Here is a 25,941-nt window from a genome sequence, read left to right on the forward strand (position 1 = left end):
AGCTTGCCTCGCGATCTTTTAAAGGTCAAAAGATCGCGAGGCAAGCTCGCTCCTACAGTTTTTATTCCATACGGAAATATCCATATCCTTTTTTGCCAGTTGATGGAATAACCGCTGCTCCTTAGTATTCATTTACCGCATTCAATGCGCTAATGAATCATGAAAATGAATTGAAGGCTGCCAACACAGACCTTCAGCTTCGCGGGCATCCAGCCGACCTCGGCAAATCGCCGCAAGACGTGTTTTAACTTTTTTGGCGATTTATCGGGGAGTTTGCATATGCAATCCGGCGCTTCATCGGCTTCACTTTTTACCCCGGCAGCCCTCGCGCTGACCGGCCTGTGCCTGGTCAGTGGACCGGTAGCGGCACAAGAAGATGACGACAAGGCTCACGCTAAAACGGAGCCGGTCATGCAAACCGTGGTTTCGGTCGGTAACCGCGGTACTCAGCGCACGGTGGCAGAAAGTGCCGTGCCGATCGATGTGATCAGCGGCCAGGAACTGCTCAAGCAAGGTGCGAGTACCAGTTTGCGCGATGCCCTGGCGCAAACCCTGCCTTCGTTCAACGTGGCCAAGGTGACTGGCGGCGCGTACAGCAACGTGGCCCGCTCGGCCGGTTTGCGCGGCCTGGGGGGCGGCTATGTGCTGGTGCTGGTCAATGGCAAGCGCCGCCATGGCGGTTCGGTTGCCTCGGAAAACTCGGTGCTGTCCGAAGGCTGGAACCCGGCCGATCTGGACCTGATCCCCATCAGCGCCATCGACCGTGTTGAAGTACTGCGCGACGGTGCGGCAGCACAATATGGTTCGGACGCCATCGCCGGGGTGATCAATATCATCCTCAAGTCCAACAGCAGCGGCGGCAGCGCCAGCACCATGGCCGGGCGTCGTTCGCATTATCACAGCGGGGTGGGCTCTAACGGCGAGACCTACCAGCAGACCTTCGACATCGGTTTGCCGCTGCCCAATGACGGCTTTTTCAACTTCGCCCTGGATGCCAAAAAGCAGGACAGCACCAAGCGTTCCGGGGTGGCCACCGGCAGTTTTTACTACCCGGTGAACGGCCAGCCTGACCCGCGTGAAAACACCATCGACAAGCGCACCTATGGTGGTGGCCTGCCGGAGATCGAGCAGCTCAACGTGTCGTACAACGCCGAGTTGCCGCTTAACGATTCGATCTCGCTGTACTCCTTCAGCACGGTCGGCCAGCAGGATGCGCTGGTGTCGATCGCTTATCGTCGCCCCAACGGCAACACCATCATCAACGAGCTCTACCCGGACGGCGTGGCCCCGGATTTCACCTTTGACAGCTTTGACTACCAAAGCGTGTTCGGTGCCCGTGGCGATGACTTGGCGGGCTGGGGCTGGGACTTGAGCACCTCATACGGCTCGAACCGGCAGAAGCAAAGCACCAAAAACAACCTCAACCCGTCGTTGGGGCCGGACAGCCCGCGCCATTTTGACCTGCAGACCAACACGTTCACCCAGTGGACGACCAACCTGGACCTCAACCGCAAGCTGGACATCGGCACGCGCAACCCGCTGAACTTTGCCACCGGCCTCGAATACCGTTTCGAGCAGTACCGCACAGAGTCCGGGGACGCCGAATCCTATGCCAACGGCGGTTACCGTTACCCACAAGGCCACCCGCGAGCGGGGCAGTTGTCGGCCATCGGTGCGCTGGGAAACTACCTGCTGCTGCCCGAGGATGAAGTCAATCTGCGTCGTAGCAACTCGGCCGCTTATGTCGACCTGGGGCTGGATGTGACGGACAAGTGGTTTGTCGGCGCCGCCGGGCGGTTTGAGCATTACACCGACAGCTCGGGCAATACCTGGACCGGCAAGCTGTCGACCCGTTATGCCTTTACCCCGGAGCTGGCTGCGCGAGGTGCCATCAGCACCGGTTTTGTTGCGCCGTCGATGGTGCAACAGGGCTACGCCAAGACCGGTTTGGGCCGTCGCACCGTGGGCAATGAAACCCAGGACATCATGATCAAGCGTGTGCAACCCAACTCGGCGATTGGCCGGGCGTTGGGCGCTGAAGACCTGGACCCGGTGAAGTCTGAAAGCATCTCGGCGGGCCTGACCTGGAGCCCGGTGCAGAACCTCAACATCGCATTGGATGCTTACCTGATTGACCTGCAAGACCGTATTGCACTGATCAGCCCGCTGTCGGGCCCGGCAGTCGACAAGATCCTCGCGGCCAATGGTTTCTCCCATGTGCAGCAGGTGCAGTATTACGCCAACGCCTTTGACACCCGCACCAAGGGCCTGGATCTGGTGGCTGACTACACCCAGCACTTGGACCGTTACGGGCGTTTGCGCTGGAACCTGGGGGCGAACTGGAACAAAGCCACCATTACCGACCTCAAGGCCAATCCCGGCCAGTTGCAAAGCCTCGGCCTGTCGCGTTTTGAGCGCACGGAGCTGGGCGGTGTGACCGACCTGGTGCCCAAGAGCAAGTACATCGTCGGCGTGAACTGGCAAGTCAGCGACTGGGACATTGGCCTGCGCAGCACCCGTTACGGCAAGGTCAAGCGCTTGGGCAGCGGTACCAGCGGTATTGACGAAACCTTCAGCGCCAAGTGGATCACCGATGTCGACGTGAACTACGCCCTGACCGACAACATCACCGTGTCTGTGGGGGCCGACAACGTGTTCAACGTGTACCCGGACAAGCACCAGATCATTGATGTCTCCGGTGGCTCGTACTACTCGTCGATCTCACCGTTTGGCTCTTACGGGGCGTTTTACTACGGCCGTCTGAACATCGATTTTTAAACCCGGGGCCAACGCCTGGCCCGCTCTTCGCAGGATCTTCCGCAGTCTGTGGCAGATCCTGCGAAGCGTTCATGACTTTAATAGAGATACCGACAATGCCCCACACCACAGCTCCCATTGGCCTGCCAGCCCTCGAAGCGCGCCTGCGCGAGGATTTGCAGTGGCTCGATTTACCGGCTCAGCCGTGGGTCAAACCTCGTCATCAAGAAGGCCAGTTGCTGCTTGAAGTGGCCGTGATTGGCGGAGGGATGGCCGGGTTGGCGCTGGCAACCGAGTTGCGCCATCTGGGGGTGAAGGCGGTGGTGTTCGACCAGTCCGAAGAAGGCTTTGAAGGGCCGTGGGCGACCACGGCGCGCATGCAGACCCTGCGGTCGCCCAAGCAATTGAGCGGCCCGGCGTTGGGTTTGCCGGCCTTGACCTTTCGCGCCTGGTTCGAAGCCCAGTTCGGCCTGGCCGCGTGGGAGCAGTTGGACAAGATTCCGCGCCTGCAATGGGCTGAGTATTTGCGCTGGTATCGGCACGTGCTGCGCCTGGATGTGCGTAACCGCCACCGCGTGATGCGGGTGCAACCAAAGGCGGACGGTCGCGTCGAACTGAGTATTGATGCCGACGGGCAAGCCCTCAACGTTTCGGCCCGGCACGTGGTGCTGGCCACCGGTCGCGATGGTTTGGGCGGGCCTTGGGTGCCAGCAGTGGCTGACGCGCTGCCCCGTGAATACTGGGCGCACTCGGCTGACGGTTTGCAGGACCACTGGTTTGTCGGCAAGCGCGTGGCGGTGATCGGCGGCGGTGCCTCGGCCATGGACGCTGCCGGGACTGCGCTGGAGGCGGGCGCCCGGTCGGTGGACGTGCTGGTCCGGCGCAAGGATTTACCCCGCATCAACAAGGGCAAAGGTGCTGGCAGCCCGGGCATGACCCACGGCTACTGGCGCCTGCCGGATGACTGGAAATGGAGCATCCGCCATTACCTCAATCTGCAACAAGTGCCGCCGCCCCAAGGCAGCACGTTGCGCGTGTCGCGGCATGCCAATGCGCGGTTCTTGCTGGGCAGCCCGGTTGAATCGGTGGCAGTGCAAGCCGATGGCAGCCTGTTGCTGCAGACGCCAACCGCCCATTTGCACTACGACTTTCTGGTGTTTGCCACCGGCTTTCGCAGCAACTGGGCCTTGCGCCCGGAGTTCTCGCCGTTTGCCCCGCACATCAAGCTGTGGAGCGACCGATACAGTGCACCGGTCGGGCAAGAAGATCTTGAGCTGTCGCAGTTGCCCGACTTGGGGCCGTTATTCGAATTTCTCGAACGTGTGCCTGGCTCCTGCCCGGGGCTGGACCGCGTGCATTGCTTCAGTTACCCGGCAGCGCTGACTTACGGCGGTGTGTCCGGTGATATTCCGGCCATCAGCGAAGGCGCCAAGCGCATGGCTCAAGGGTTGGCCGGGCAATTGTTCAACGACGATATCGAGCTGCATTTCGAGGCGATGCAAGCCTATGCCGAGCCGGAATTGAAGGGCGATGAATGGCAGCCGGGCATCCTGCGCGCCGAGGAGTTGCGCACATGACCGGATGGTTGTTGCGGCGGCTGGGGCAAGCCTTGCTGGTGATGCTGCTGATGACCCTGATTGTGTTCGTCGGGCTCAATGCCATCGGCAACCCGGTGGACATTCTGATCGGTGAAGACCTCAATCAGGCCGAGCGCTTGCAAGCGATTGCCCGGCTGGGCCTGGATCAGCCGTTGTGGCAGCAATACCTGAACTTTCTCAGCGGGATTTTGCACGGGCATCTGGGCAAGAGTTATGTCTATCACGAAGACGCCCTGCAACTGATTGTGCAGCGCCTGCCCGCGACCTTCGAACTGGCGTTTAGCGCCTTGTTGATGGCCATCGTCATCGGCGTGCCGCTGGGGCTGTTTGCCGGGTTATACCCGGACAGCAAAGCGGCGAGGCTGATGATGGCGGGCAGCATTATCGGGTTTTCGTTGCCGGCTTTCTGGGTCGCCTTGATGCTGATTCTGCTGTTCTCGGTGCACCTGGGCTGGCTGCCCGCCAGCGGCCGTGGCGAGACGCGGGAATTGTTTGGCATTCAGTGGTCATGGCTGACCCTCAATGGCTGGCAGCACTTGTTGCTGCCCGCGTTGAACCTGGCGCTGTTCAAAGTCTCGCTGGTACTGCGCCTGACCCGCGCCGGGGTGCGTGAAATCCTCCCCCAGGACTTCGTCAAATTCGCTCGGGCCAAAGGCTTGTCGCCCAGGCGGGTGATTGTGATGCACGTGTTGCGCAATACCTTGATCCCGCTGGTCACCGTGCTGGGGCTGGAGTTGGGTTCGACCATCGCCTACGCGGTGGTTACCGAAACCATCTTTGCCTGGCCCGGTGCCGGCAAGCTGATTCTGGACAGCATCAACAACCTCGACCGGCCGGTGGTGGTGGCGTACCTGCTGGTCGTGGTGGTGATTTTTGTGAGCCTCAACCTGCTGGTGGATGTGTTGTATCGCGTGTTGGACCCGCGTGTCCGTCTGGAAGGTGCGCAATGACTGCCCTGCAAACCCCGCCGAGCGTGATGCGCGTCGAATCGCTATGGCAACGCGGTGCGCTGGACTTTATCCGCTCGCCTTTGGCGATGGTCGGCCTGCTGATGTTGCTGTCGATCACCCTGGCCGCACTGTTAGCGCCCTGGATCACCCCGCAAAACCCTTATGACCTGATGCAATTGGACGTTCTGGATGCGCGCTTGGCGCCTGGAGCGCACAGCGCCGAGGGGGCTTACACCTACTGGCTTGGTACGGACGGGCAGGGACGCGACCTGTATTCGGCGATTGTCTATGGCTTGCGCATCAGCTTGCTGGTGGGCGTGGGCTCAGCCTTGATCGCGGCCGTGATCGGGACGTTGCTGGGGCTGATTTCGGCGTATGCAGGTGGTTGGGTCGACGCCTTGGTGATGCGTCTGGTGGACCTGCTGCTGTCGTTCCCGGGGATTCTCATGGCGCTGATGATCCTCGCCTGGCTGGGCAAAGGCGTGGGCAACGTGATGCTGACCCTGGTGCTGCTGGAGTGGGCCTATTACGCCCGCACCGCGCGGGGCCAGGCGCTGGTCGAAAGCCGCCGCGAATACGTCGAGGCCGCACGCGGGCAGGGCATCAGCCGCTGGCGGATTCTGGTGGGGCACATTCTGCCCAACTGCCTGCCGCCGCTGATTGTGATCGGCGCCTTGCAGATCGCCCGTGCCATCACTCTGGAAGCGACCCTGTCGTTTCTCGGCCTCGGTGTGCCGATTACCGAGCCGTCGTTGGGCCTGCTGATTGCCAACGGCTTTCAATTCATGCTCGGCGACGAGTACTGGATCAGCGTGTTCCCAGGCCTTGCGCTGCTGTTGACCATCGTCGCGATCAATCTGGTGGGCGACCGTCTGCGTGATGTACTCAACCCGAGGCTGCAACGATGAATGCATTCCAGCAAGACGTGCGGCCTGCGACCCTTGAAGTGCGCAACCTGTCGACCTCTTTCCATACCCGTGACGGCGTGCTGCCTGCCGTGCGCGAGGTGTCCTTGCGCTTGCAGCCGGGGCAGATTCTGGGGCTGGTGGGCGAGTCGGGCTCGGGCAAGTCGGTGACCGGTTTTTCGATCCTCGGGCTGGTGGATGCACCGGGGCGAATCAGCGGCGGAGAGATTATTTTTCAGGGCCGCGACCTGACCCGGTTATCAGCCAAAGAGCTGCGCCATTTGCAGGGCAATCGGATCGCCATGATTTTTCAAGACCCGATGATGACCCTCAACCCGGTGCTGCGCATCGATGCACAAATGATCGAAGCAGTGCGTGCGCACAGCCCGATGAGCCGTCGCGAGGCGCGCCAGCACGCCTGTGACACCTTGGCGTCGATGGGCATCGCTAGCCCGGAAGAGCGCCTGCGCGCCTACCCGCATCAGTTGTCTGGCGGCATGCGCCAGCGGGTCGCTATTGCGATTGCCTTGCTGCACCGCCCGGACTTGATCATCGCCGACGAGCCGACCACCGCACTGGATGTGACGATTCAGGCGCAGATTTTGGGCGAGGTGCAGAAGCTGGTACGCGAGCAGGGCACGTCACTGATCTGGATCACCCATGACCTGTCGGTGGTGGCCGGGCTGGCCGATCAAGTGGCGGTGATGTACGCCGGGCGCATTGTCGAGCAGGGCAGTGTCGATGCGGTGCTCGACCGCCCGCTGCACCCGTATACCCAAGGCCTGATCGACAGCCTGCCGAGCCGCAATCAGCGCGGGCAACGCCTGCGGCAGATCCCCGGCATGGCCCCCAATCTGTTGTCGATGCCCGCCGGTTGCGCCTTCGCCCAGCGGTGCAGCCGGGCCAGCAGCGCGTGCAGCGAATTGCCGCCCGCCGTTGAAATTGAACCGGGGCGCAGCCTGCGCTGCTTTCATCCCGCCGTCTATGAAGCTGGAGCTGCCCATGGCCAATGAATCCGTGCCTTTGATCGAACTTCGCCAGGTCAGCAAGCAGTTTGGCCAGGCCCCTGGTGGCCTGCTGCAGCGCTTGAGCTGGAGCCAGCCACGGCCCTTGACCCGCGCCGTGGACAACGTCGACCTGCGCATCGCCCGTGGCGAAGTGGTGGGGCTGGTGGGTGAGTCCGGTTGCGGCAAGTCGACCTTGGGGCGCATGGTCGCGGGCCTGCTGCCAGCCTCCAGCGGCAGCGTTAATGTCGAGGGGCAACCCTATGAGTCCTTGAGCGCAGGTGCGCGGCTCAAGGTGCAAATGATCTTTCAGGACCCTTACGCCAGCCTCAATCCACGCTTGCGGGTTGACCGCATTGTGGGTGAGGGCGCCTTGCGCCAGGGCTTGACCAGTCGCAGCGATTTTGACGACTACGTCAGTGCGCAACTGCGCCGTGCGGGGTTAAGTCCGGAGCTGCGTCAGCGCTATCCGCATCAGTTCAGTGGCGGCCAGCGCCAGCGCATCGGCATTGCCCGGGCCCTGGCGGTGCAGCCCGAGTTGCTGGTGTGCGATGAGTCGGTGGCGGCGCTGGACGTGTCGATTCAGGCGCAGATCCTCAACCTGTTTATGGACCTGCGCGAGCAACTGGGCCTGACTTACCTGTTTATCAGCCATGACCTGGGCGTGGTCGAGCACCTGTGTGACCGGGTGGTGGTGATGTACTTGGGGCGGGTGGTGGAGTCGGCCACGGTGGACGAATTGTTCAGCCGCGCCAACCACCCGTATACCCAGGCATTGATGGCGCAGATCCCGCGTTTCGAGCTGCGCCGCAGCCAGTACCAGGCCATTCGCGGCGAAATGCCCAGCCCGCTGAATCCGCCGTCCGGTTGCCACTTTCACCCGCGCTGCCCGCACGCCAGCCAACGTTGCCGCGAACAGGCGCCGACGCTTCGTGAAGTGTCGCCGGGGCACCTCAGCGCCTGCCATCTCAACCTTGTTTCTTGAACCTTCGGATACCTGCCATGAAACCGCTGCTGCTTACGTTACTGACCGCTGCACTGTTGACCGGCGCGGCGGGGGCCAGTGCCCAATCCCTGCGCATTGCCTACGCCGATCCGGTGTCGTCGCTGGATCCGCAATTGAACAACCACGCTGGTGACCGTTCGCTGGCGCTGCATGTGTTTGAGTCGTTGCTGGAACGTCGCGATGACAAGACACTGCCGGGGCTGGCTGAAAGCTGGAAAACCTTGGATGCCACTACGTGGGAGTTCTACCTGCGCAAGGACGTCAAATGGCAGGATGGCCAGCCGCTGACCGCCGATGACCTGGTGTATTCCCTGCAACGGGCGCGTAACGTTCCCGGCAGCGTGGCGCCGTATTCCAGTTCGCTGCGCACAGTCGAGTCGGTGAGCGCCCCTGACCCTTACACCTTGCGGGTCAAGACGTCTGAACCCAATCCATTGCTGTTGCAAAACATCGACTCGATTTACATCGTCAGCCGGCATGTCGGTGAGCACTCCAGCACAGCCGACTACAACAGCGGCAAGGCGATGATCGGCACCGGGCCATATCGGTTGGTGTCCAATGCCCAGGGCGACCGTAGCCTGTTTGAGCGCAACACCGACTACTGGGGCAAGCCTGCAACGTGGGACACCGTTGACTACCGTTACATCGCCAACCCGGCCAGTCGCACGGCCGCCTTGCTGGCGGGGGACGTGGACGTGATCGACAAGGTGTCGCCCTCGGACGTGAAAAAACTCAGCGCTACCCCGAGTGTCAGCGTCTTTGCCTACCCCGGCTTGCGTGCGTTGCTGATTCAGCCGAGCTTCCGTGCGGGGCCCAACGAATTTGTTCGCGACAATGCGGGCCAGCCGCTGGCGCAAAACCCGCTGCGTGACGTGCGGGTCCGCCAGGCGCTGTCGTTGGCGATCAACCGCAAGGCAATCGCTGAGCGCATTTTGCAAAACACAGTGACCCCGGCCAACCAATGGATGCCAGCCAACACCTTCGGCTACAACCCGGCGGTCACAGACATCGCCAATGACCCGGCGCAGGCAAAAAAACTGCTGGCCGAGGCGGGCTACCCCGACGGCTTCCAACTGACCGTGCACGTGCCGGGTGATCGCTACCCGCTGGCCCCGGAAACCCTGCAAGCCGTGGCACAGTTCTGGGCGCGCATCGGGGTCAAGGTTGATCTGCAAGTGGTGCCGTGGTCGGTGTACGCCAGCCGCGCCAACAAAAACGAGTACGCGGTCACGGTGATCGCCTGGGGCAACGGCACCGGCGAGGCCAGTTACGGGCTGGCCAACGTGCTGGCTACGGCTGACGCCAGCAAAGGTCTGGGCTCATCAAACTGGGGGCGCTACAGCAACCCGCTGGTGGACCAGGCATTGCAACAGGCCTCGGCCGAGTTTGACGACAGCAAGCGCGAGGCCATTTTGCGCGAGTCAGTCAAGCTTGTGACCGACGACGTGGGCGTGTTGCCGCTGTTTCATTACCAGAACATCTGGGCGGCGCGTAAAGGGCTGCGGGTCGAGCCATGGCTCAGTGACCGGACCACGGCGATGATGGTCACCGAGGAAAAAAAGTAATGGCGCACCTGCATATCACCCCGGCCGACGGCTTGCTCGATGAGCCCCGGCAGATTGTCCTGGAAGGCTTGGCAGCGGGCGCGGGGGTGACCTTGACTAGCCAGACCGTGCGCGGCAACGGGCTGCTCTGGCGCAGTTCGGCGACGTTTATCGCCAATGCCCAGGGCCGGGTTGACCTGACGCAGGACGCGCCGGTGGCAGGCGATTACGCCGGCGTTTCGGCCATGGGCCTGTTGTGGAGCCAGCGGCCTGAGCATGGGCGCAGCTCGGCGGTGTTTCCTGACGCCATACTGCAGCCGTTGCTGACCCGCATCCAGGTACAAGGCAGCGACCTGGAACACACCCTGATCCAGCGCCTTGCCGCCCCCGGCGTGACGCGCCGCGAGATCCGTGTAGACGGCCTGGTCGGCACCTTGTTTGAGCCCGCAGGCACAGGCCCGCACCCGGCCGTGATGGTGCTTAATGGTTCTGGCGGCGGTATCAACGAAGCCCGCGCTGCGCTGTATGCCTCGCGTGGCTACAGCGCCTTGGCGCTGGGTTATTTCAAGGCGCCGGGCTTGTCGGATTACATCTCCAATACGCCACTGGAGTACTTCCAGCAGGGCTTGGCCTGGATACGCCGTGAACTGGCCCCGGCCCATGGCTTTGTCGCCCTCAGCGGGCAGTCGCGCGGCGGTGAACTGGTGCTCTTGCTGGGCAGCCTGTTCCCGGACTCGGTGAGCGCTGTGATCGGCTACGTGCCCAGTGCGCTGGTGCATGGCGGGCAAGCAGCGGCAGACCCGGCCGTTGGCCGCGATGGCCCGGCCTGGCTGCACAACGGCCAGCCTTTGGTGCATCTGTGGAACCACAACCGGCATGCCTCATGGGCCGCCCGCGATGCCGGGCAGCGCAATGCCGTGTCGATGAATACCGCGCTGCAAGACGAAGAGGCCGTGGAGCGGGCACGGATCGCCGTTGAGCGCATCCGCGGGCCGGTGCTGTTGCTTACCGCAGGTGATGACGCCGCGTGGCCTTCCAGCCATTTCGGGCAGATGGTCAGCCAGCGCCTTGCAAGGTTCGAACACCCGTGGCCGGTGGCGCAGCATGATTACCCGCAGGCCGGGCACAGCATTTTGCTGCCGTACATTCCCGCCACCTACAGCGACGACGGCGAACCGTCAGCCAATGCCCGGGCCAATGAGCAATCGTGGCTGGCCGTCAGGGATTTTCTGCATAACGCCGTGGCGGCACGCCGGGCGCAATCCAAGGAGTTGCAATGAACAGTTCTGCCACACCCGATCTGTTGGATCGGTTGTTACTCACGGCCGGAGGCCCGGTGCAACAGTTGCGTCAGGCCAGGGGCAAAGTGGTCAGCGCCACGCAAGGCAGTTATGAGGCGTTGTTCGATGCCGATTTGCCGGGCAACCTCAGCCTTGAAGAGCGCTTGCTGGTGGCCTGGTATGCCTGCCGATTGACCCCGCATGCACCCTTGGCCGCGCATTACCGCGAACCGCTGCACCTGTTGGCCACTGATGCGCAGACCTTGGCAGCTGTAGAGCAGGACGCATTGGCCGAACTGCAATCGACGCGCTTGCAGGCGATGCTGGGTTTTACCCGCACGTTGGTGCGCAACCCGGTCGAGGGTGACCGCGAGGCGCTCAATGCATTGCTGGCCGCAGGCCTTGAGACCATCGACGTGGTCACGCTGGGGCAGTTGATTGCTTTTATTTCCTACCAAGTGCGCCTGGCGGCGGGCCTTAGCGCACTGCAAGCACTGGAGCCTGCGCAATGAGCGAGTCACTGGATATTCAAGGCTTCACCAACCGCACCTTGGGCTGGAAGGCCTGGCTGCCGACCCTTGATCCGGCGCAGGCCAGCCCCGCGCAGCAGGCGGTGCTGGAAGAGAGTCACCCGCAGGCGAAAGTGTCGCAGTACTACCTGACGCTCATTCACCAGCCTGAGGTGCTGCGCCAGCGTTCATTGGCCTTTAACGCGATCATGTATGCCCCGGGCGGTTTGTCCCGTGCCGAGCGCGAACTGGCCAGCGCCGTGGTGTCGCGAATCAACCAGTGTGTGTTTTGCGCCTCGGTGCACGCCCAGCGGTTCGAACAACTGGCCAAGCGCAACGACACCATCGCCCAGGTGTTTGCCGACCCGCACACGGCGGGCACCACGCCACGGGAGCAGGCGATTGTGCAATTCGCCATTGACATGACCCTGGCACCTGGTGAGTTACCGCCCGAGCGGCTGTTGGCATTGCGCGAACAGGGCCTGAATGACGGTGAAATACTCGACTTGATCCACGCGATCGCTATTTTTGCCTGGGCCAATCGTTTGATGCTCAACCTGGGCGAACCGGTGTGGCCTTAATTGATCACTGGTTAGACCGTTTATTTCTTTAAGGTCTTTAGATATTCCTCGAATGAATATCTATTGCGTCGGTATCGCTGTAGCAGCAGACAGATAATGCAGTTGCAACAAGTGTTTACCTGCAATGGCAGCGTTAAAGGCTGTATTGCTTGGGTAAACAGGCGGTGCAACGGCTATTTCTGCTGCTCGGCCGTCAGCTTGCGCGAGCCTCGGGGCGCTCTAAAATCGAATCCATATTTTCTACATGACTGTCGATTACGGAGTTTCGAACATGATGAACGCCATGCAAATGCCAATGAACACCTCCATGCCAATGATGCCGATGATGGGCATGCCGATGATGATGGCCACCATGCAGTGCGAAATGAACGACAAGGGCATGAAGTGCACCATGAAGCCAGCTGCGGGCATGGACATGGCGATGTTCAAAAACAACGCTGAAATGATGGCGATGATGATGAACTGCGGCATGCCGATGATGATGCAGTGCGCCAACATGTCGATGATGTGCATGTCTGAAGACGGCATGGCGATGATGAACAGCATGTCGAGCATGAACATGCCGATGATGATGCCAATGGGCATGCCGATGCCGATGCCGATGATGAAATGCGTCATGGAATGCAAAATGGAAGCAGATTGCATGACCTGCATGATGATGCCGATGCCCGGCATGAGCATGGACATGATGAACAACTGCTGCATGCTGATGATGAAAATGATGAACGACTGCGCCATGCCGATGATGATGAGCTGCAACGGTATGCCAATGATGTGCTGCACCTGCTAACCCACCCCGTAGTCGCTGACGAGGAACGAGGCTGCGATGGGCTGCGCAGCGGCCCGCTTGACGGTTGCGGCCCGCTTGACGGTCCTTCGGCCCGTATCGCAGCCTGCGGCAGCGGCTACAGAATTTAGTCCAGGCGTTCGGGGTAGGTGATCACCAAAAACGCCACGGCCTCGCTGTCCGCCGGGTTGCGATAGCGGTGGGGCTGGTCGGCATAGAACAGGATCGAGTCCCCGGTCGAGAGTAAATAACGTTCTTCGTTAACGCTGACTTCCACCACCCCCTGGGCCACCACCAGGTTCTCCTGAATGCCGGGGCCATGGCCCTCGGACACTTCTTCGCCTAACGGCTTGAGGCGAATCTCGTAAAACTCGGACTGGCGCGCCCTGTCGTAGGGGAACAACGCCCGGCTGGTGAACGCACCACTGGCGCTGACCAGTCGCTTGCTCTGTTGCGCCGGCAGCAACTCAACCCCTTCAAACGCGCGATTTTCCAGAAACGCGGCCACCGAGACTTTCAGCCCCTTGGCGATTTTGCACAGCACCTTGATCGACGGCACGCTGCGCCCGGACTCAATCTGCGCCAGCATCGCCCGACTCACGCCGCTGGCGCGGGCCAGTGCATCCAGGGACAAATAGCGTTTGCTGCGCAGGCGTTGCAGGTTGAGGGCGACGCATTGGCCAATGGCGTCATCGTCGCCGGTATTACAGTCTTTGGCGGGGGGAGGGAGTTCGGGCAGATCGGGAACGGTGTGCAGGTAATTCATCCACGTTACGCCCGGCGGGTATCGCTGGACGAACTTACCGGCGGGGCAAAGAACACGGTGATCCCGGCTCGTGCTGCGTACGCAGTCCACATCAGCTCAGCCGCCGCACGTGCCTGACGGCGTTTTCGGTAAAGGGCGAAATCAATGACATTGGCAGATACGGACATGGTCAGATCCTTGGGCAGTGGCAACTCAGTGGACCCACAGTAATCCGTAGTTCTTATTTCTATAAATACTGAATTTTCATTTGTTAATTCGATTTTGGACTTAGCGTGTCCACCCTGTTCAGGCAAAAAACCTCTGTAGGAGCGAGCTTGCCTCGCGATCTTTTGATCTTTTAAAAGATCGCAAGACAAGATGAGTTTTTACTTAAGCTAATTCTAAAAAGGTATTGGATGGTGATTTTTAAGATCGTTTAGCTTTAATGAAGCGCCGGGCAGTTGCATCGTCCGCGATCTTCATTGATTCACATGGGAGTGAAGCATGCCGCATACAAGGGATATCACCGCCTTGCCAGTCCTCGACTTGTCGCTGCTTGAAGGCACCGTGGCGCAGCGTCAGGGCTTTTTTGAGGAGTTGCGTAACGCGGCACGGGACGTTGGCTTTTTCTATTTGACCGGGCACGGCATCGACAGCGAGTTGTTGAGCCAAGTGCAACAGTATTCACGGCAATTCTTCGCCTTGCCCGACGCCGATAAAGCGGCCGTCGGGATGATCAACTCCCCCCACTTTCGCGGCTACAACCGCGCCGCTTCCGAGATCACCCGTGGCAAGCCAGATCTGCGCGAGCAGTTCGACCTTGGCGCTGAACGGGCGGTGCTGCCCACTGAGCCAAACAGCCCGTTCTGGGCACGCCTGCAAGGCCCGAACCAGTGGCCCGAAGCGCTGCCCGAGCTGAAACCCTTGCTGCTGGAATGGCAGCAGGCGATGACCGCCATGTCCTTGCGTTTGTTGCGTGCGTTTGCCCAGGCGCTGTCGCTGCCTGAGCACGCCTTTGATCAGTTGTACGGCGACACACCCAATGAGCACATCAAGTTGATTCGCTATCCGGGCCAGGCAGCAGATGCCAGCAACCAGGGGGTTGGGGCACACAAGGATTCAGGTTTTCTGAGTTTTCTGTTGCAGGACCAGCAGGCGGGTTTGCAAGTCGAGGTTGAAGAGGGGCGCTGGATTGACGCACTGCCGCGCGCCAACACCCTGGTGGTGAACATTGGCGAGTTGCTCGAACTGGCGACTAATGGCTATCTGCGCGCCACCGTGCACCGTGTGGTGTCACCGGCCCAGGGCAGCGAGCGTTTGTCGATCGCGTTCTTCCTGGGTGCCCGACTGGATGCCGTGGTGCCGCTGTATCCATTGCCTGCGGCGCTGTTGCGCGAGGCCCGCGGGCCTGCCAGCGATCCGGACAACCCGTTGTTTCGGGATGTGGGCTGGAACTACCTCAAGGGTCGCCTGCGTTCGCACCCCGATGTCGCACAGCGTTATTACGCCGATGCACTGATTCCCGACGCGCTGAGCGCTTGAGTCCCTCACCCGATCAAGGATTTTGACCATGTTCAAGCAAACAGGATTGACCCTGGCGGTGCTCGGCGGCTTGCTGACGTCTTACGATGCATTGGCGCTGGAAACCCTGCGGATAGCGGCAGACCCGGTGCCCCATGCGCAGATTCTGGAATACGTGCGCAAGATCGACCCGGAACTGAAGATCAAGGTGATCGAGCTCACCAGCGGCATCAACGCCAATGAGCTGCTGGCCCACGGTGATGTCGATGCCAACTACACCCAGCACCTGCCCTATTTAAAGTCGCAGGAACAGGCTTTGGGGCAAAAATTTGCCGTGGCCGCGACCGTGCATATCGAGCCGCTGGGCATTTATTCCCAACGCCATAAAAGCTTCGCCGATGTGCCGGTCAAGGGCACCGTCGCCGTGCCCAATAACGTGACCAACCTCAGCCGTGCCTTATATCTGCTGCAAGACAACGGCCTGATCAAGCTCAAGCCTGGCTTCAACGACCCCGCCGCTGAGCAGGCAACCCCCAAGGACATCGCTGAAAACCCCAAACAACTGAAAATCCTCGAAGTGGAGTCGGCGCAGATCCCACGGGCGCTGGGCGACCTTGATCTGGCGGTGATCAATGGCAACTACGCGCTGGAAGCCGGGCTGGTGCCGGCCAAGGACGCCTTGGGGCTCGAAAAGGTCGAGCACAACCCTTACGCCAATATTCTGGTGACCACCCCCAAGTTGCTGGATGACCCGCGCATCAAGCGCCTGGCCAAGGACCTGACGTCGCCCGAGGTGGCTAAGTTTATTACCGATTCCTACACCGGCTCGGTGTTGCCCGTGACCCAGGTGGGTGCCCAACCATGATCAGCATCGAGCAGTTGAGCAAGACGTACATACCGGGGCAGGCGCCTTCACTGGATCAAGTGTCATTGAGCATTCCAGACGGTGCCATCTACGGGATTCTTGGGCGTAGCGGGGCGGGTAAATCGACGCTGCTGCGCTGTCTCAACCTGCTCGAACGGCCCAGTGCCGGGCGTATTGTGCTGGACGGCGCAGACCTGACAGCGTTGTCAGATCGTGAATTGCGCCTGCAACGGCAACGCATCGGCATGATCTTTCAGGGCTTCAACCTGCTGCACTCGCGTAATGTTTTTGACAACATCGCCGTGCCTCTGGAAATTGCCAAGGTCAGTAAAGCGCAGCGTCAGGCGCGGGTGCTTGAATTGTTGGATCTGGTTGGCCTGAGCGACAAGGCGCTGGCGTTCCCGTCGCAGTTGTCCGGCGGGCAGAAACAGCGGGTGGGCATCGCCCGGGCCTTGGCTGCGCGGCCTGCCTACCTGCTTTCGGACGAGGCAACCAGCGCCCTCGACCCGGAAACCACAGCTTCGATTCTCGAACTGCTGCGCGATATCAATCGTCGGTTGGGGCTGACCATCGTTCTGATCACCCACGAGCTGGACGTGGTCAAGTCCATTTGTGACCACGCCGCGTCACTGGCCAATGGTCGTCTGGTCGAGGCGGGGCCGATTGCTCAGCTGTTGGCCAACCCCGACTCTGCACTCGGTCGCTCCTTGTTACCGGGCTACAGCACCGCGTTAGGCAGTGAGGCGCAGGTACTGGAACTGAGCTTTTTCGACTCGCTGCTGGCCACGCCAGTGCTCAGCGAATTGACTCGCCAGCAAGGCGTAGCAGTGGACTTGCTGGCCCAAGGGGTCGAGTCCGTAGGCGGGCAAAACGTAGGCCGTTTGCGTGTGGCTTTGCGTCAGCCGGGCAGCGAACTGAAGTTGACCCAGGTCGTGGACTTTCTTAAACAGCGCGGCGTCAGGGTAGAACGCACATGAACCGAACCATCGATTGGAACGAGATTCTGCAACTGGTGTTCAATGCCACCGGAGAAACCCTGTACATGGTGCTGCTGGCGGGGCTGTTTACCCTGCTGATCGGCCTGCCTTTGGGGGTATTACTGTTTATCAGCCGCAGTGGCGGCATTTATCCGATGCCGCAATTGCATAAAAGCCTGGGCGGGCTGGTCAACCTTGGGCGTTCATTGCCGTTCGTGGTCATGCTCATCGCCTTGATCCCGCTGACCCGGCTTATTGTCGGCACCACGTTGGGCAGCACGGCGGCGGTGGTGCCCATCACCATTGGCGCCTTCCCGTTCTTTGCGCGAATTGTCGAAAACGCCCTGGACGAAGTCGACAAAGGCCGCATCGAAGCGATCCTCGCCATGGGCGGTGATCTGCGTGACGTGATCTTCAAAGTGCTGCTGCCCGAAGCCTTGCCGGCGTTAGTGGCGGGCGTGACCTTGACCCTGGTCATGCTGATTGGCTTTTCATCCATGGCCGGGGTTATTGGCGGCGGCGGGCTGGGCGATTTGGCCATTCGCTACGGCTATCAACGCTTCAACAACCAGGTGATGGTGGTCACCGTCATCGTGCTGGTGGTTCTGGTGCAGAGCGTGCAAAGCTTGGGCGACCGGATGGTGCGCTCGTTGGCGCATCGGCGTTGATCTGCGGGGCCTGGTGAACGCAGGCATTCACCCTTCACGGATGGAGTCAGCATTGTTCTGATAATCGATACCTGTGCAGGTATGATCGGCCCGGTACATGCGGCTGTTCGTTAACCTGACCAGATGGATCGAATCGTGATTGAGCGTCGTCAATTCAGTGCCGGCCTGAAAGGCAAAAACCTGCGCTATCTAACCGAAAACCCGGGGCTGGACCGGCCAACGGTGCGCGTGGGTTTTGTCCTGCTTGAGCACTTTTCTCTGCCAGCGTTTACCCAGGCGCTGGATGCCCTGATCACCGCCAACTTGTTGCGCCCAGGGTTGTTTGCCACCCAGACTTTCGGCCTGGCGCAAGGCGAGGTGGTCAGTGACCTGGGGCTGGTGATCCGGCCTGATTCGCAGCTAGAGGCAGCGCAGCTCAACGCGCTGGATGTGCTGGTGGTGTGCGGCGGCTACCGCACTGAACTGAATAGCGATGAGGCGTTTACCCACGTGCTTAAAACCGCTGCGCACCAGGGCATTACCTTGGCCGGGTTGTGGAATGGCGCCTGGTTTCTCGGCAGTGCGGGGTTGCTGGAGGGCTATCGATGTGCGATTCACCCTGAGCATCGTCCGGCGTTGGCGGAAGTGTCCAAGACGGCGCATGTGACCAGTGAGCCATTTGTGATTGACCGCGACCGGCTCACGGCGTCCAGCCCCTCGGGGGCGATTCAGATGGCCCTTGCGTGGATCAAGAGCCTGCATGACAAAGCGCTGGTCGAAGGGGTCGAGGACATTCTGGCGTTTGAAGAGTCGCGTTATCGACGGATCAAACCCACGGAAAAAGTCAGCGTCAGCGCGCCTTTGCGTGAAGTCTTGAAACTGATGGATGCCAACCTTGAAGAGCCGCTGGAGCTGGAGCAGTTGGCGGTGTACGCGGGCCGCTCACGTCGCCAGCTTGAGCGGTTGTTCAAGGAACAGCTGGGCACCACGCCACAGCGCTATTACATGGAGCTGCGCATTACCGAAGCGCGCCGCTTGTTGCAGCACACCGAGCTGTCCCAGGTTGATGTGCTGGTGGCGTGCGGTTTTGTCTCGCCCAGTCATTTCAGCAAATGCTACAGCGCCTACTTTGGCTATCGGCCGTCCAAGGAAAAACGCTTGGTTAAATAGCGGCTGGGCGATGATCAAAAGATCCAGAACGCGCCCGTTCTTAACATACATGAAATAAGTGATTGATTCTAAAGGCTCTGTAGGAGCGAGCTTGTCTCGCGATCTGTTGATCTTGATCTGGTTTTTGATCTGAGAGGCCCCGTTAAACCACGCTGGCCGAACGCAGGTGTTGCGCAGAGGGTAACCCGGCAGGACGCCGGGTTAGCCGCGACACGGCCAAGGATGGCCGATCGCGGCGGGCCCACGGAGCAAGGCCTGTGGTGAGGGCATACCGAGCCACAGCGAGGCACCGAGTGGTGGGGCAAAAAAGCGTTTGGTTACTTTGCGCTTTTTCAAAGTAACGCGGCGTAAGGCCGGAACCCTAAGTGGCCGTTGCCGCAGCAATGGATATGTACAAAAAATCAAGAGCCCCCTCACCCTAGCCCTCGCCCGCAGGAGAGGGAACCGATTGGGGGATGCTGAAGATTCTCGGTGGCCTGTTTGCTGCGCGACAGCGCGGCGTAGAAGACGGGGCGCCCGCTTTAATCAAACGGCCCTGTAGGAGCGAGCTTGACACGCGATCTTTTGATCTTGATCTGGTTTTTGATCTGAGAGCCCCCTCATCACGCCTCTCCCGAAGGAGAGGGACCGATTGGGGGATGCTGTCGATTATCGGTGGCCCGTTTGCTGCGCGACAGCGCGGCATCGAAGACGGGGCGGAGGTTCCTCCAGGTTTTCGCGGGCATGCATTAGCGGTTCAGGATGGCTGTGCTATACACAGTGGTCAGAAATTTAGAACTTGCAGTCAGGAAGACGAAAGCGATGACACTGAGGCTAGTTGCGGCTAAGCAGATGTTCAGAATGATGTGCATTGCCTGGCCTTTAATGGGCGTTTACGCGACGGCAAATGCCGACGATTCCCAAGGCAAATCCAGTACTGATAAAGATGAATGGCTGGTGTTGGTCAGCCCCTTTGTCTGGGCCCCGGCCATGAATGGTCAAGTGGCGTTGGGCGGCGTTGATGCCAAGGCGGATGTCGGCTTTCGCGAGATTTTCAATAATCTCAACCGGGTCTTTATGGGCAACCTGGAAGTCACCAACCGCAAACTGGGCTTTTACCTGGACGGGGTCTACGCCAAGACCAGCCAGTCTGAGCGTGCCTACGGCCAGAAAATCGGCCTGGACATCACCCAGAGCACCCTGGCCGGGGGCGTGTATTACCGGGTGTATGAATACGCTTTAGGCGGCAACAACGTGTTTGGCGAGCCACGTAGCTGGCGGGTCGAGCCCACGGCGGGGCTGCGCTGGACCAAGCTGTCGACCAAGGTCGAGATCGACCCGGTGGGCTATAGCACCAAGAAAAAATCCGAGTGGACCGACCCGTTTGTAGGGCTGCGCATGCAGGCCGACCTGACTGATCGCTGGACGCTGTCTGGCGCGGCGGACACCGGCGGGTTTGATACCTCATCGAAAAAAACCTACAACGCCCAGGCTTACCTCGGCTACCGCCTGTACCTGTTCGAAAACCCGACGATTGTGCGGGTCGGTTATCGGGTGCTGGCGCAGGAATATAAAAGCCGGGATTTTACCGGCAACACCTTTAAATACGATGTGACTCAGCGCGGCCCGGTGTTGGGCTTGTCCATGCGTTTCTAATCTGTTTTTGCAAGGATCAACGGAATGAAAAAGCCTGTTCTCAAAGCGCTGGTACTGGCGGTATCAGGGTTTGTTTTATCACTGCCATTGGCGCAGGCGTGCACCCGGCTGGTGTACCTGGGCGACGATCACAGCGTGATCACGGCCCGTTCCATGGACTGGAAAACCGACGTTGCGACCAATCTGTGGGTGTTTCCCAAGGGCATGCAGCGCACGGGTGAAGTCGGGCCTTCGTCCGTCAAGTGGACTTCCAAGTACGGCAGCCTGATTGCCAGCGGTTACGACATTTCCACCACCGACGGCGTCAACGAAGCCGGCCTCGCGGCCAACGTCTTGTGGCTGGTGGAGTCGGAGTACCCGCCGTTCAACAAAGACAAACCCGGCTTGAGCATTGCCGCTTGGGCGCAATACGTTCTGGACAACTTCAGCACCGTGGCCGAGGCCGTTGAAGTGCTCAAGACCGAGCCATTCAATGTAGTAACTGCGCAAGTGCCGGGTGAAAGCCGACTGGCCACGCTGCACCTGTCAATGTCTGATGCCTCGGGCGACAGCGCGATCATTGAATACATCGACGGCAAGCAAGTGATTCACCACAGCCGCAAGTACCAGGTGATGACCAACTCCCCGGCATTCGAGGCCCAGTTGGCGATGAACGCTTACTGGCAAGCCATTGGCGGCACGGTCATGCTGCCCGGCACCAACCGGTCTGCGGACCGATTTGCGCGTGCGTCGTTTTACGTGAACGCGGTGCCCAAGGATCAAGATGCGCGTTTGTCATTGGCCAGCGTGTTTAGCGTGATCCGCAACGTGTCGGTGCCTTACGGCATCACCACCCCCGGCGAGCCGAATATCTCCTCGACCCGTTGGCGCTCGGTTATCGACCACAAGCAGGGGCTGTACTTTTTTGAGTCGGCTGTCACCCCGAATACATTCTGGGTGGACCTGAAAAAACTGGATCTGTCCCAGGCCACCGGCAAGGTCAAAAAGCTCGATCTGGGGCCGAATCAGAGCAACATCTTCTCTGGCGAAGTGTCGGGGCGCTTTGAAGTGGCAGCGCCGTTCAAGTTTGAAGGCGCTTGATAGAGGCTGTTTCTGCGAGGCCTGTCATTCACATTCACCGATCAGCAGTTGCCCGAATGCGCAGGCCGCCGGGGTTTTGGTGGTGGTGCTCCAGATAAGCCGGAAGTCCGCTTCGGGCAACGCTGGCAGACCGTAGTGGCCGTCAATCACGCGCATGCCGGGCTCCATATCACCCAAGGGCAAAGCGGTCACGGCCAGCCCGGCCAGTACCGCTGCGCGCAAGCCTTGCTGGCTGGGTGAGGTGAACGCCACCCGCCATTGCACGCTGGAGCCTTGCAGCGCGTCGATGGCCACTTGCCGATGCACACAAGGCACGGGGGCAAAGGCCAGCGGTAGCGGGTTCTCCCCAGAGAACTCGAAGTCGTGCGCTGCCGCCCAGACAAAGTGAGTTTCACGCAAAACTGTGCCACCTGGCGGGCTGCCCGGCAATGCCAGCACCACGGCCAGATCGAGCTTGTCGGTGTCGACCTGCGCGCGCAGGTCAAGGTAAGGGCAAATCGTGACGTCCAGGCGCACGGCCGGGAATTGCCGGGTAAAGCGTGTCAGCAATGGCGGCAAGCCGTCACCGATAAAGTTTTCGGGCAGGCCAAAGCGTACGGCACCTGACACCGATGATGTGGCAAAACGGCGGATCAACGCGTCCTGGGCCTTGAGGATGCACTCGGCGTGGCGCAGAAAATCCTCGCCATCTTCGGTCAGCGTCAAACTGCGGGTGGTGCGGCTCAGCAGTTTGGTGGCGGCCTGTTCTTCGAGACGCCGGATCTGATGGCTTATGGCCGATTGGCTGATGTGCATCCGCTCTGCGGCTCGGGTGAAGCTGCCGGTTTCTTTGATTGCGATAAAGGCGCGCAACAGCGCCGGGTCGAAGTCCATTTGGCCCACTCATGATGAAAGTTAATAAAACCTACGAAATTAAATCATTTTTGTCATTTTTTAATTGCTCGCAGAATGCGCGCGGTCGCCTGAAGACACCTCGGGTGATGCTGGCAGCAATACCTTATGGAGCCTTTGCCAGCACCTATCCCTTTGATCTGGAAGATCGCCATGCTGTTCTCCCCCGCACAAAAAGATGCTTTTACCCTGGCTGCCGTGTGCATTGCAGCCCTGATGTTTGGCCTCGAAATATCCAGCGTACCGGCCATCCTGCCTACCCTTGAGGCAGAGCTGCACAGTAATTTCAGCGATCTGCAGTGGATCATGAATGCCTACACCATCGCCTGCACCATGGTGCTGATGGCCATCGGTACACTGTCGGATCGTTACGGGCGTAAACGTGTGTTTATGATCAGCCTGGTACTGTTCGGCATCACCTCGTTGAGCTGCGGCCTGGCACCCGACAATGACGTGCTGATTGCCAGCCGTTTTCTGCAAGGCATGGCGGCAGGGGCGATGTTGATCTGCCAGGTGGCGGTGCTCTCCCACAGATTTCAGTCAGCAGCTGCACGGGGTAAAGCCTTCAGCGCCTGGGGCATTGTTTTCGGCATTGGCCTGGGCTTTGGTCCGATCATTGGCGCGGGCATTGTCGCCGTGTCGAGTTGGGAATGGGTGTTTCTGGTGCATGCGCCGATTGCCGTGCTGGCGCTGCTGCTGGTGATTGCCGGGGTCGACGAGTCCAAAGACCCGCAACGTCGGCGTCTGGATGTGCTGGGCATTACCTCGCTGTCATTGGCGGTGCTGGGGCTTTCGTGGTTTTTGACCCAATGCGCGGTCACCGGGTTTGGCACCCGCGAGGCCCTGTTCAGCTTGCTCGCGGCCGTGCTGAGTTTTGCTGTGTTTGTAGGGTCGCAGCGCCGTGGCAGCGATGCGATGTTCGACTTCTCAGTTTTGCGCATTCGGCGTTTTTCTGGCGCGCTGATCGGCGCCGCGGCGATGAACTTCAGTTTTTGGCCTTTTATGATCTACCTGCCGTTGTACTTTCAAAACAGCCTGGGCTACAGCAGCGTGGGGACCGGCTTGGCCCTGCTGGCGTATACCTTGCCGACGCTGGTGGTGCCGCCCCTTGGCGAACGCCTGGCGCTGCGCTACCGCGCCGAAAGGGTGATCCCCGTGGGTTTGTTCACCATCGGCCTGGGCTTTTTGTTGATGAAATGGGGCAGCAGCGTCGAGCAGGCCAGTTGGCTGACCATGCTGGCCGGTTGCGTGTTGGCCGGGACCGGGCTTGGCCTGACCAACACCCCGGTGACCAATACCACCACCGGTTCTGTACCCAGTGAGCGTTCAGGCATGGCCTCGGGCATCGACATCAGCGCGCGCATGATCAGCCTCGCGGTGAACATCGCGTTGATGGGTTTTATCCTCGTGCAAGGCACGCTGTCTTCGTTGCGTGACAGCGTGACCGGCCTGGTTGACGAGGAGCAAATGCGCGTGCTGGCGCAGACCATTTCGGCGGGTAGCGTCAATGGTGTGGGGCAGGGCGCGGCGTTGGCCCACGGCTTTGGCTGGGTGATGGTGTATGGCGCGATGGCGGCATGGTTTTTGATGGCGGCCAGTTACTGGGTGTTTCGAGACCGTACTGTAGTCGCTGTCGAAGCATGAGGCTGCGATGGGGTGCGAGGCGCCCCCAAGCGGCGGTCCTGCGGCCCGCATCGCAGCCTTCGTGCCTCGTCAGCGGCTACAGAGAACTGCGGCGCGTGGGCATGGTTGTTGATGGTGGCCAGTTGCTGGGTGTTTCGCACCGCCAGTGCCCGGCGTTAGAGCAGCGCTTCTTCAATCACCATGCGGTCCAGGTTCTGGTTGAGGCGACGCAGTAAAGCCAACAGTGTTGCCGCCTCTGCGTCGCTAAAACCTTCCAGGGCGCGGCTGCTGCCCGCATCCAGCGCTTCGCGGGCAGCGGGCAGTTTTGCCAGTGCGGCGCCGGTTAATGAAATCAGTTGGCTCCTGCGGTCATCCGGGGCCGGGGTGCGCTGGATCAGGCCTTCACGTTCCATTCTGACCAGGGTTTGCGCCATGGACGGCTGTTCGACCCGGGTCAATTGGGCGAGGCTTTTCTGTGACAGCGCATCGCCATTGCGCAGCAGGTAGAGCACCGGGACCTGAGCAACATTGAGCCCCAGACTTTTGAGGCGCCGCTCGCCCAAACGGGCAAAGTTGCGCGCTGCCATGTTGATCAGCGGAGCCGGCTTGGCGAACAAATCCCAATCTAGTGTGTTCATGTAAATGGCCACTCGAGCGTGTTATATAGGTGCCTATATAAATTGAATGAGGCGCCGTGTCCATGACTCAATTACTTCGCATTGCCATTATTGGCGCCGGTCCTGGCGGTTTGACCCTGGCGCGGATCCTCCAGCAGCACGGTGTGCAGGCGACGGTGTTTGAGCGTGAGGCGCATGCCCATGAGCGACCGCAGGGCGGCACGCTCGACCTGCATGTCGGTTCCGGGCAGCACGCCATCGAGTGCGCGGGGTTGTCCGAAGCGTTCATGGGTATTGCCCGTTATGAGGACCAGGGCGATCGCCTGTATGACAAGACCGGGCGTTTGATTTACGCCACGGATGACACCGCAGCGCAGGGCGAGCGCCCGGAAGTTGACCGGACGGCGCTGCGCGAGATGCTCCTGCAATCACTGGCTGGACCCTCTGTTCAGTGGGGCAAGGTCTTGCAGCGCGTGCAGCCCCTTGAAGACGGTACATGGGAGCTGGTGTTCGAGGGCGAAACTGTCGGGCCTTTTGATTTGGTGGTGGGCGCAGATGGCACATGGTCGCGGGTGCGGCCGTTGCTGTCACGTTATCAGCCGGCCTATACGGGGTTGACGCTGGTTGAGTTTGGCATCGATTCGGCTGACAGCCGCTACCCGGCGTTATCCGCGCTGGTGGGGCCCGGCAAAATGGATGTGCAAGGCGACGGTCGCGGGTTGATTGTGCAGCGCAATGCCCATGCGCATTTGCGCGGTTATGCGATGTTTCGGGTGCCGGCAGGCTGGGCCGATGCGACCTTTGCATTCAGCTCACCGGCAACAGCACGCGCCCGGCTTGAGCAGGAGTTCAGCGGGTGGGCGCCGGTGTTTACTGATTTGATCCGCGCCAGTAACGACCTGCTGGTTGCACGGCCATTGTATGCGCTGCCCGTGGGGCATCATTGGCCCAACCGAAACGGACTCACCCTGATCGGAGATGCAGCGCACGTGATGTCGCCATTTGGTGGGGAAGGGGTGAATGCGGCGATGCTTGATGCGGCCGAGCTTGCGCGCCATTTGCTGAGTAGCGATGACTGGCGCGAAGCGGTAAGGGCGGCTGAAACCGCAATGTTTGAGCGGGTAATCGAGCCGGCGACCCACGCTGCCGAGGCCGTCGCCACCGCGTTATCTCATGTGGGGCTGGAACTTTCGCTGGAGCACTTTAAACAACGTTAAAAATATCGCAGCCTGCGGCAGCTCCTACATCG

The 25,941-nt window shown here is 60.5% G+C and carries 24 protein-coding genes; 19 read left to right on the plus strand and 5 right to left on the minus strand.

What is annotated here, in order from left to right:
• Positions 1-279 precede the first annotated feature (279 nt).
• From QMX84_RS03685 to QMX84_RS03730, 10 genes are all read left to right on the plus strand, one after another.
• Positions 280-2,778, plus strand: coding sequence for a TonB-dependent receptor (locus QMX84_RS03685; RefSeq protein ID WP_282363186.1), 2,499 nt, complete (start codon positions 280-282; stop codon positions 2,776-2,778).
• 95 nt (positions 2,779-2,873) lie between these two features.
• Positions 2,874-4,334, plus strand: coding sequence for an NAD(P)/FAD-dependent oxidoreductase (locus QMX84_RS03690; RefSeq protein ID WP_282363187.1), 1,461 nt, complete (start codon positions 2,874-2,876; stop codon positions 4,332-4,334).
• The gene (locus QMX84_RS03695) at positions 4,331-5,305 is read left to right on the plus strand and encodes an ABC transporter permease (protein ID WP_282363188.1); all 975 of its coding nucleotides are present in this window, start codon (positions 4,331-4,333) and stop codon (positions 5,303-5,305) included. The genes QMX84_RS03690 and QMX84_RS03695 overlap by 4 nt, the downstream gene beginning before the upstream one ends.
• Positions 5,302-6,213 carry an ABC transporter permease gene (locus QMX84_RS03700; protein ID WP_282363189.1) on the plus strand — a complete coding sequence of 304 codons (912 nt, stop codon included), beginning with the start codon at positions 5,302-5,304 and terminating at the stop codon, positions 6,211-6,213. The genes QMX84_RS03695 and QMX84_RS03700 overlap by 4 nt, the downstream gene beginning before the upstream one ends.
• Positions 6,210-7,223: an ABC transporter ATP-binding protein gene (locus QMX84_RS03705; protein ID WP_153332017.1), complete on the plus strand. Its 1,014-nt coding sequence runs from the start codon at positions 6,210-6,212 to the stop codon at positions 7,221-7,223. The genes QMX84_RS03700 and QMX84_RS03705 overlap by 4 nt, the downstream gene beginning before the upstream one ends.
• The gene (locus QMX84_RS03710; protein ID WP_282363191.1) at positions 7,213-8,199 is read left to right on the plus strand and encodes an ABC transporter ATP-binding protein; all 987 of its coding nucleotides are present in this window, start codon (positions 7,213-7,215) and stop codon (positions 8,197-8,199) included. The genes QMX84_RS03705 and QMX84_RS03710 overlap by 11 nt, the downstream gene beginning before the upstream one ends.
• Before the next feature lie 17 nt (positions 8,200-8,216).
• Entirely contained in the window at positions 8,217-9,785 is a 1,569-nt protein-coding gene (locus tag QMX84_RS03715; protein WP_282363192.1) for an ABC transporter substrate-binding protein, read from the plus strand.
• A complete protein-coding gene (locus QMX84_RS03720) occupies positions 9,785-11,044 on the plus strand; it encodes an acyl-CoA thioesterase/bile acid-CoA:amino acid N-acyltransferase family protein (protein WP_282363193.1) in 1,260 nt (419 codons plus the stop codon). The genes QMX84_RS03715 and QMX84_RS03720 overlap by 1 nt, the downstream gene beginning before the upstream one ends.
• Complete coding sequence (locus QMX84_RS03725) at positions 11,041-11,556, plus strand: CMD domain protein (RefSeq protein ID WP_282363194.1); 516 nt, start codon at positions 11,041-11,043, stop codon at positions 11,554-11,556. Before QMX84_RS03720 ends, QMX84_RS03725 begins: the two co-directional genes overlap by 4 nt.
• Positions 11,553-12,134, plus strand: a complete 582-nt coding sequence (locus QMX84_RS03730) for a peroxidase-related enzyme (RefSeq protein WP_282363195.1) — start codon at positions 11,553-11,555, stop codon at positions 12,132-12,134. The genes QMX84_RS03725 and QMX84_RS03730 overlap by 4 nt, the downstream gene beginning before the upstream one ends.
• A gap of 255 nt (positions 12,135-12,389) precedes the next feature.
• Here the strand turns inward: QMX84_RS03730 and QMX84_RS03735 are convergent, their stop codons facing one another.
• From QMX84_RS03735 to QMX84_RS03745, 3 genes are all read right to left on the minus strand, one after another.
• On the minus strand, positions 12,390-12,917 hold the full coding sequence (locus QMX84_RS03735) for a hypothetical protein (RefSeq protein WP_282363196.1): 528 nt from the start codon (positions 12,915-12,917) through the stop codon (positions 12,390-12,392).
• A 131-nt stretch (positions 12,918-13,048) separates the two neighbouring features.
• Positions 13,049-13,687, minus strand: a complete 639-nt coding sequence (locus QMX84_RS03740; protein ID WP_282363197.1) for an XRE family transcriptional regulator — start codon at positions 13,685-13,687, stop codon at positions 13,049-13,051.
• A 5-nt stretch (positions 13,688-13,692) separates the two neighbouring features.
• Positions 13,693-13,854: a hypothetical protein gene (locus tag QMX84_RS03745; RefSeq protein WP_282363198.1), complete on the minus strand. Its 162-nt coding sequence runs from the start codon at positions 13,852-13,854 to the stop codon at positions 13,693-13,695.
• A gap of 316 nt (positions 13,855-14,170) precedes the next feature.
• Here QMX84_RS03745 and QMX84_RS03750 point away from each other — a divergent pair, with 316 nt between their 5' ends.
• The 7 genes from QMX84_RS03750 to QMX84_RS03780 all read left to right on the plus strand — a co-directional run bounded on the left by QMX84_RS03750 (position 14,171) and on the right by QMX84_RS03780 (position 21,561).
• A complete protein-coding gene (locus tag QMX84_RS03750) occupies positions 14,171-15,208 on the plus strand; it encodes an isopenicillin N synthase family oxygenase (RefSeq protein ID WP_282363199.1) in 1,038 nt (345 codons plus the stop codon).
• A gap of 28 nt (positions 15,209-15,236) precedes the next feature.
• On the plus strand, positions 15,237-16,052 hold the full coding sequence (locus QMX84_RS03755; RefSeq protein WP_153336260.1) for a MetQ/NlpA family ABC transporter substrate-binding protein: 816 nt from the start codon (positions 15,237-15,239) through the stop codon (positions 16,050-16,052).
• Entirely contained in the window at positions 16,049-17,029 is a 981-nt protein-coding gene (locus QMX84_RS03760) for a methionine ABC transporter ATP-binding protein (RefSeq protein ID WP_282363200.1), read from the plus strand. The genes QMX84_RS03755 and QMX84_RS03760 overlap by 4 nt, the downstream gene beginning before the upstream one ends.
• Positions 17,026-17,697, plus strand: coding sequence for a methionine ABC transporter permease (locus tag QMX84_RS03765; RefSeq protein WP_048389456.1), 672 nt, complete (start codon positions 17,026-17,028; stop codon positions 17,695-17,697). Before QMX84_RS03760 ends, QMX84_RS03765 begins: the two co-directional genes overlap by 4 nt.
• 123 nt (positions 17,698-17,820) lie before the next feature.
• Complete coding sequence (locus tag QMX84_RS03770; RefSeq protein ID WP_282363201.1) at positions 17,821-18,846, plus strand: GlxA family transcriptional regulator; 1,026 nt, start codon at positions 17,821-17,823, stop codon at positions 18,844-18,846.
• 831 nt (positions 18,847-19,677) lie between these two features.
• On the plus strand, positions 19,678-20,481 hold the full coding sequence (locus tag QMX84_RS03775; RefSeq protein ID WP_315975367.1) for a hypothetical protein: 804 nt from the start codon (positions 19,678-19,680) through the stop codon (positions 20,479-20,481).
• 24 nt (positions 20,482-20,505) lie between these two features.
• Positions 20,506-21,561 (plus strand): linear amide C-N hydrolase, encoded by a 1,056-nt coding sequence (locus QMX84_RS03780; RefSeq protein ID WP_153332026.1) that lies wholly within the window; start codon positions 20,506-20,508, stop codon positions 21,559-21,561.
• 24 nt (positions 21,562-21,585) lie between these two features.
• Here QMX84_RS03780 and QMX84_RS03785 read toward each other — a convergent pair whose 3' ends face one another.
• Positions 21,586-22,434, minus strand: a complete 849-nt coding sequence (locus QMX84_RS03785) for a LysR substrate-binding domain-containing protein (RefSeq protein ID WP_282363202.1) — start codon at positions 22,432-22,434, stop codon at positions 21,586-21,588.
• 171 nt (positions 22,435-22,605) lie between these two features.
• On the opposite strand from QMX84_RS03785, the gene QMX84_RS03790 reads away from it, so the two are divergent.
• On the plus strand, positions 22,606-24,096 hold the full coding sequence (locus QMX84_RS03790) for an MFS transporter (RefSeq protein ID WP_282363203.1): 1,491 nt from the start codon (positions 22,606-22,608) through the stop codon (positions 24,094-24,096).
• 155 nt (positions 24,097-24,251) lie between these two features.
• On the opposite strand, the gene QMX84_RS03795 is transcribed toward QMX84_RS03790, so the two are convergent.
• Positions 24,252-24,713 carry a MarR family transcriptional regulator gene (locus tag QMX84_RS03795; protein WP_262124460.1) on the minus strand — a complete coding sequence of 154 codons (462 nt, stop codon included), beginning with the start codon at positions 24,711-24,713 and terminating at the stop codon, positions 24,252-24,254.
• Between the two features lie 62 nt (positions 24,714-24,775).
• On the opposite strand from QMX84_RS03795, the gene QMX84_RS03800 reads away from it, so the two are divergent.
• Positions 24,776-25,909, plus strand: a complete 1,134-nt coding sequence (locus tag QMX84_RS03800; RefSeq protein ID WP_282363204.1) for an NAD(P)/FAD-dependent oxidoreductase — start codon at positions 24,776-24,778, stop codon at positions 25,907-25,909.
• Positions 25,910-25,941 lie beyond the last annotated feature (32 nt).

The organism is Pseudomonas sp. PS01297, from assembly GCF_029959305.1.
GTDB classification, from domain to species: Bacteria; Pseudomonadota; Gammaproteobacteria; order Pseudomonadales; family Pseudomonadaceae; genus Aquipseudomonas; species Aquipseudomonas helleri.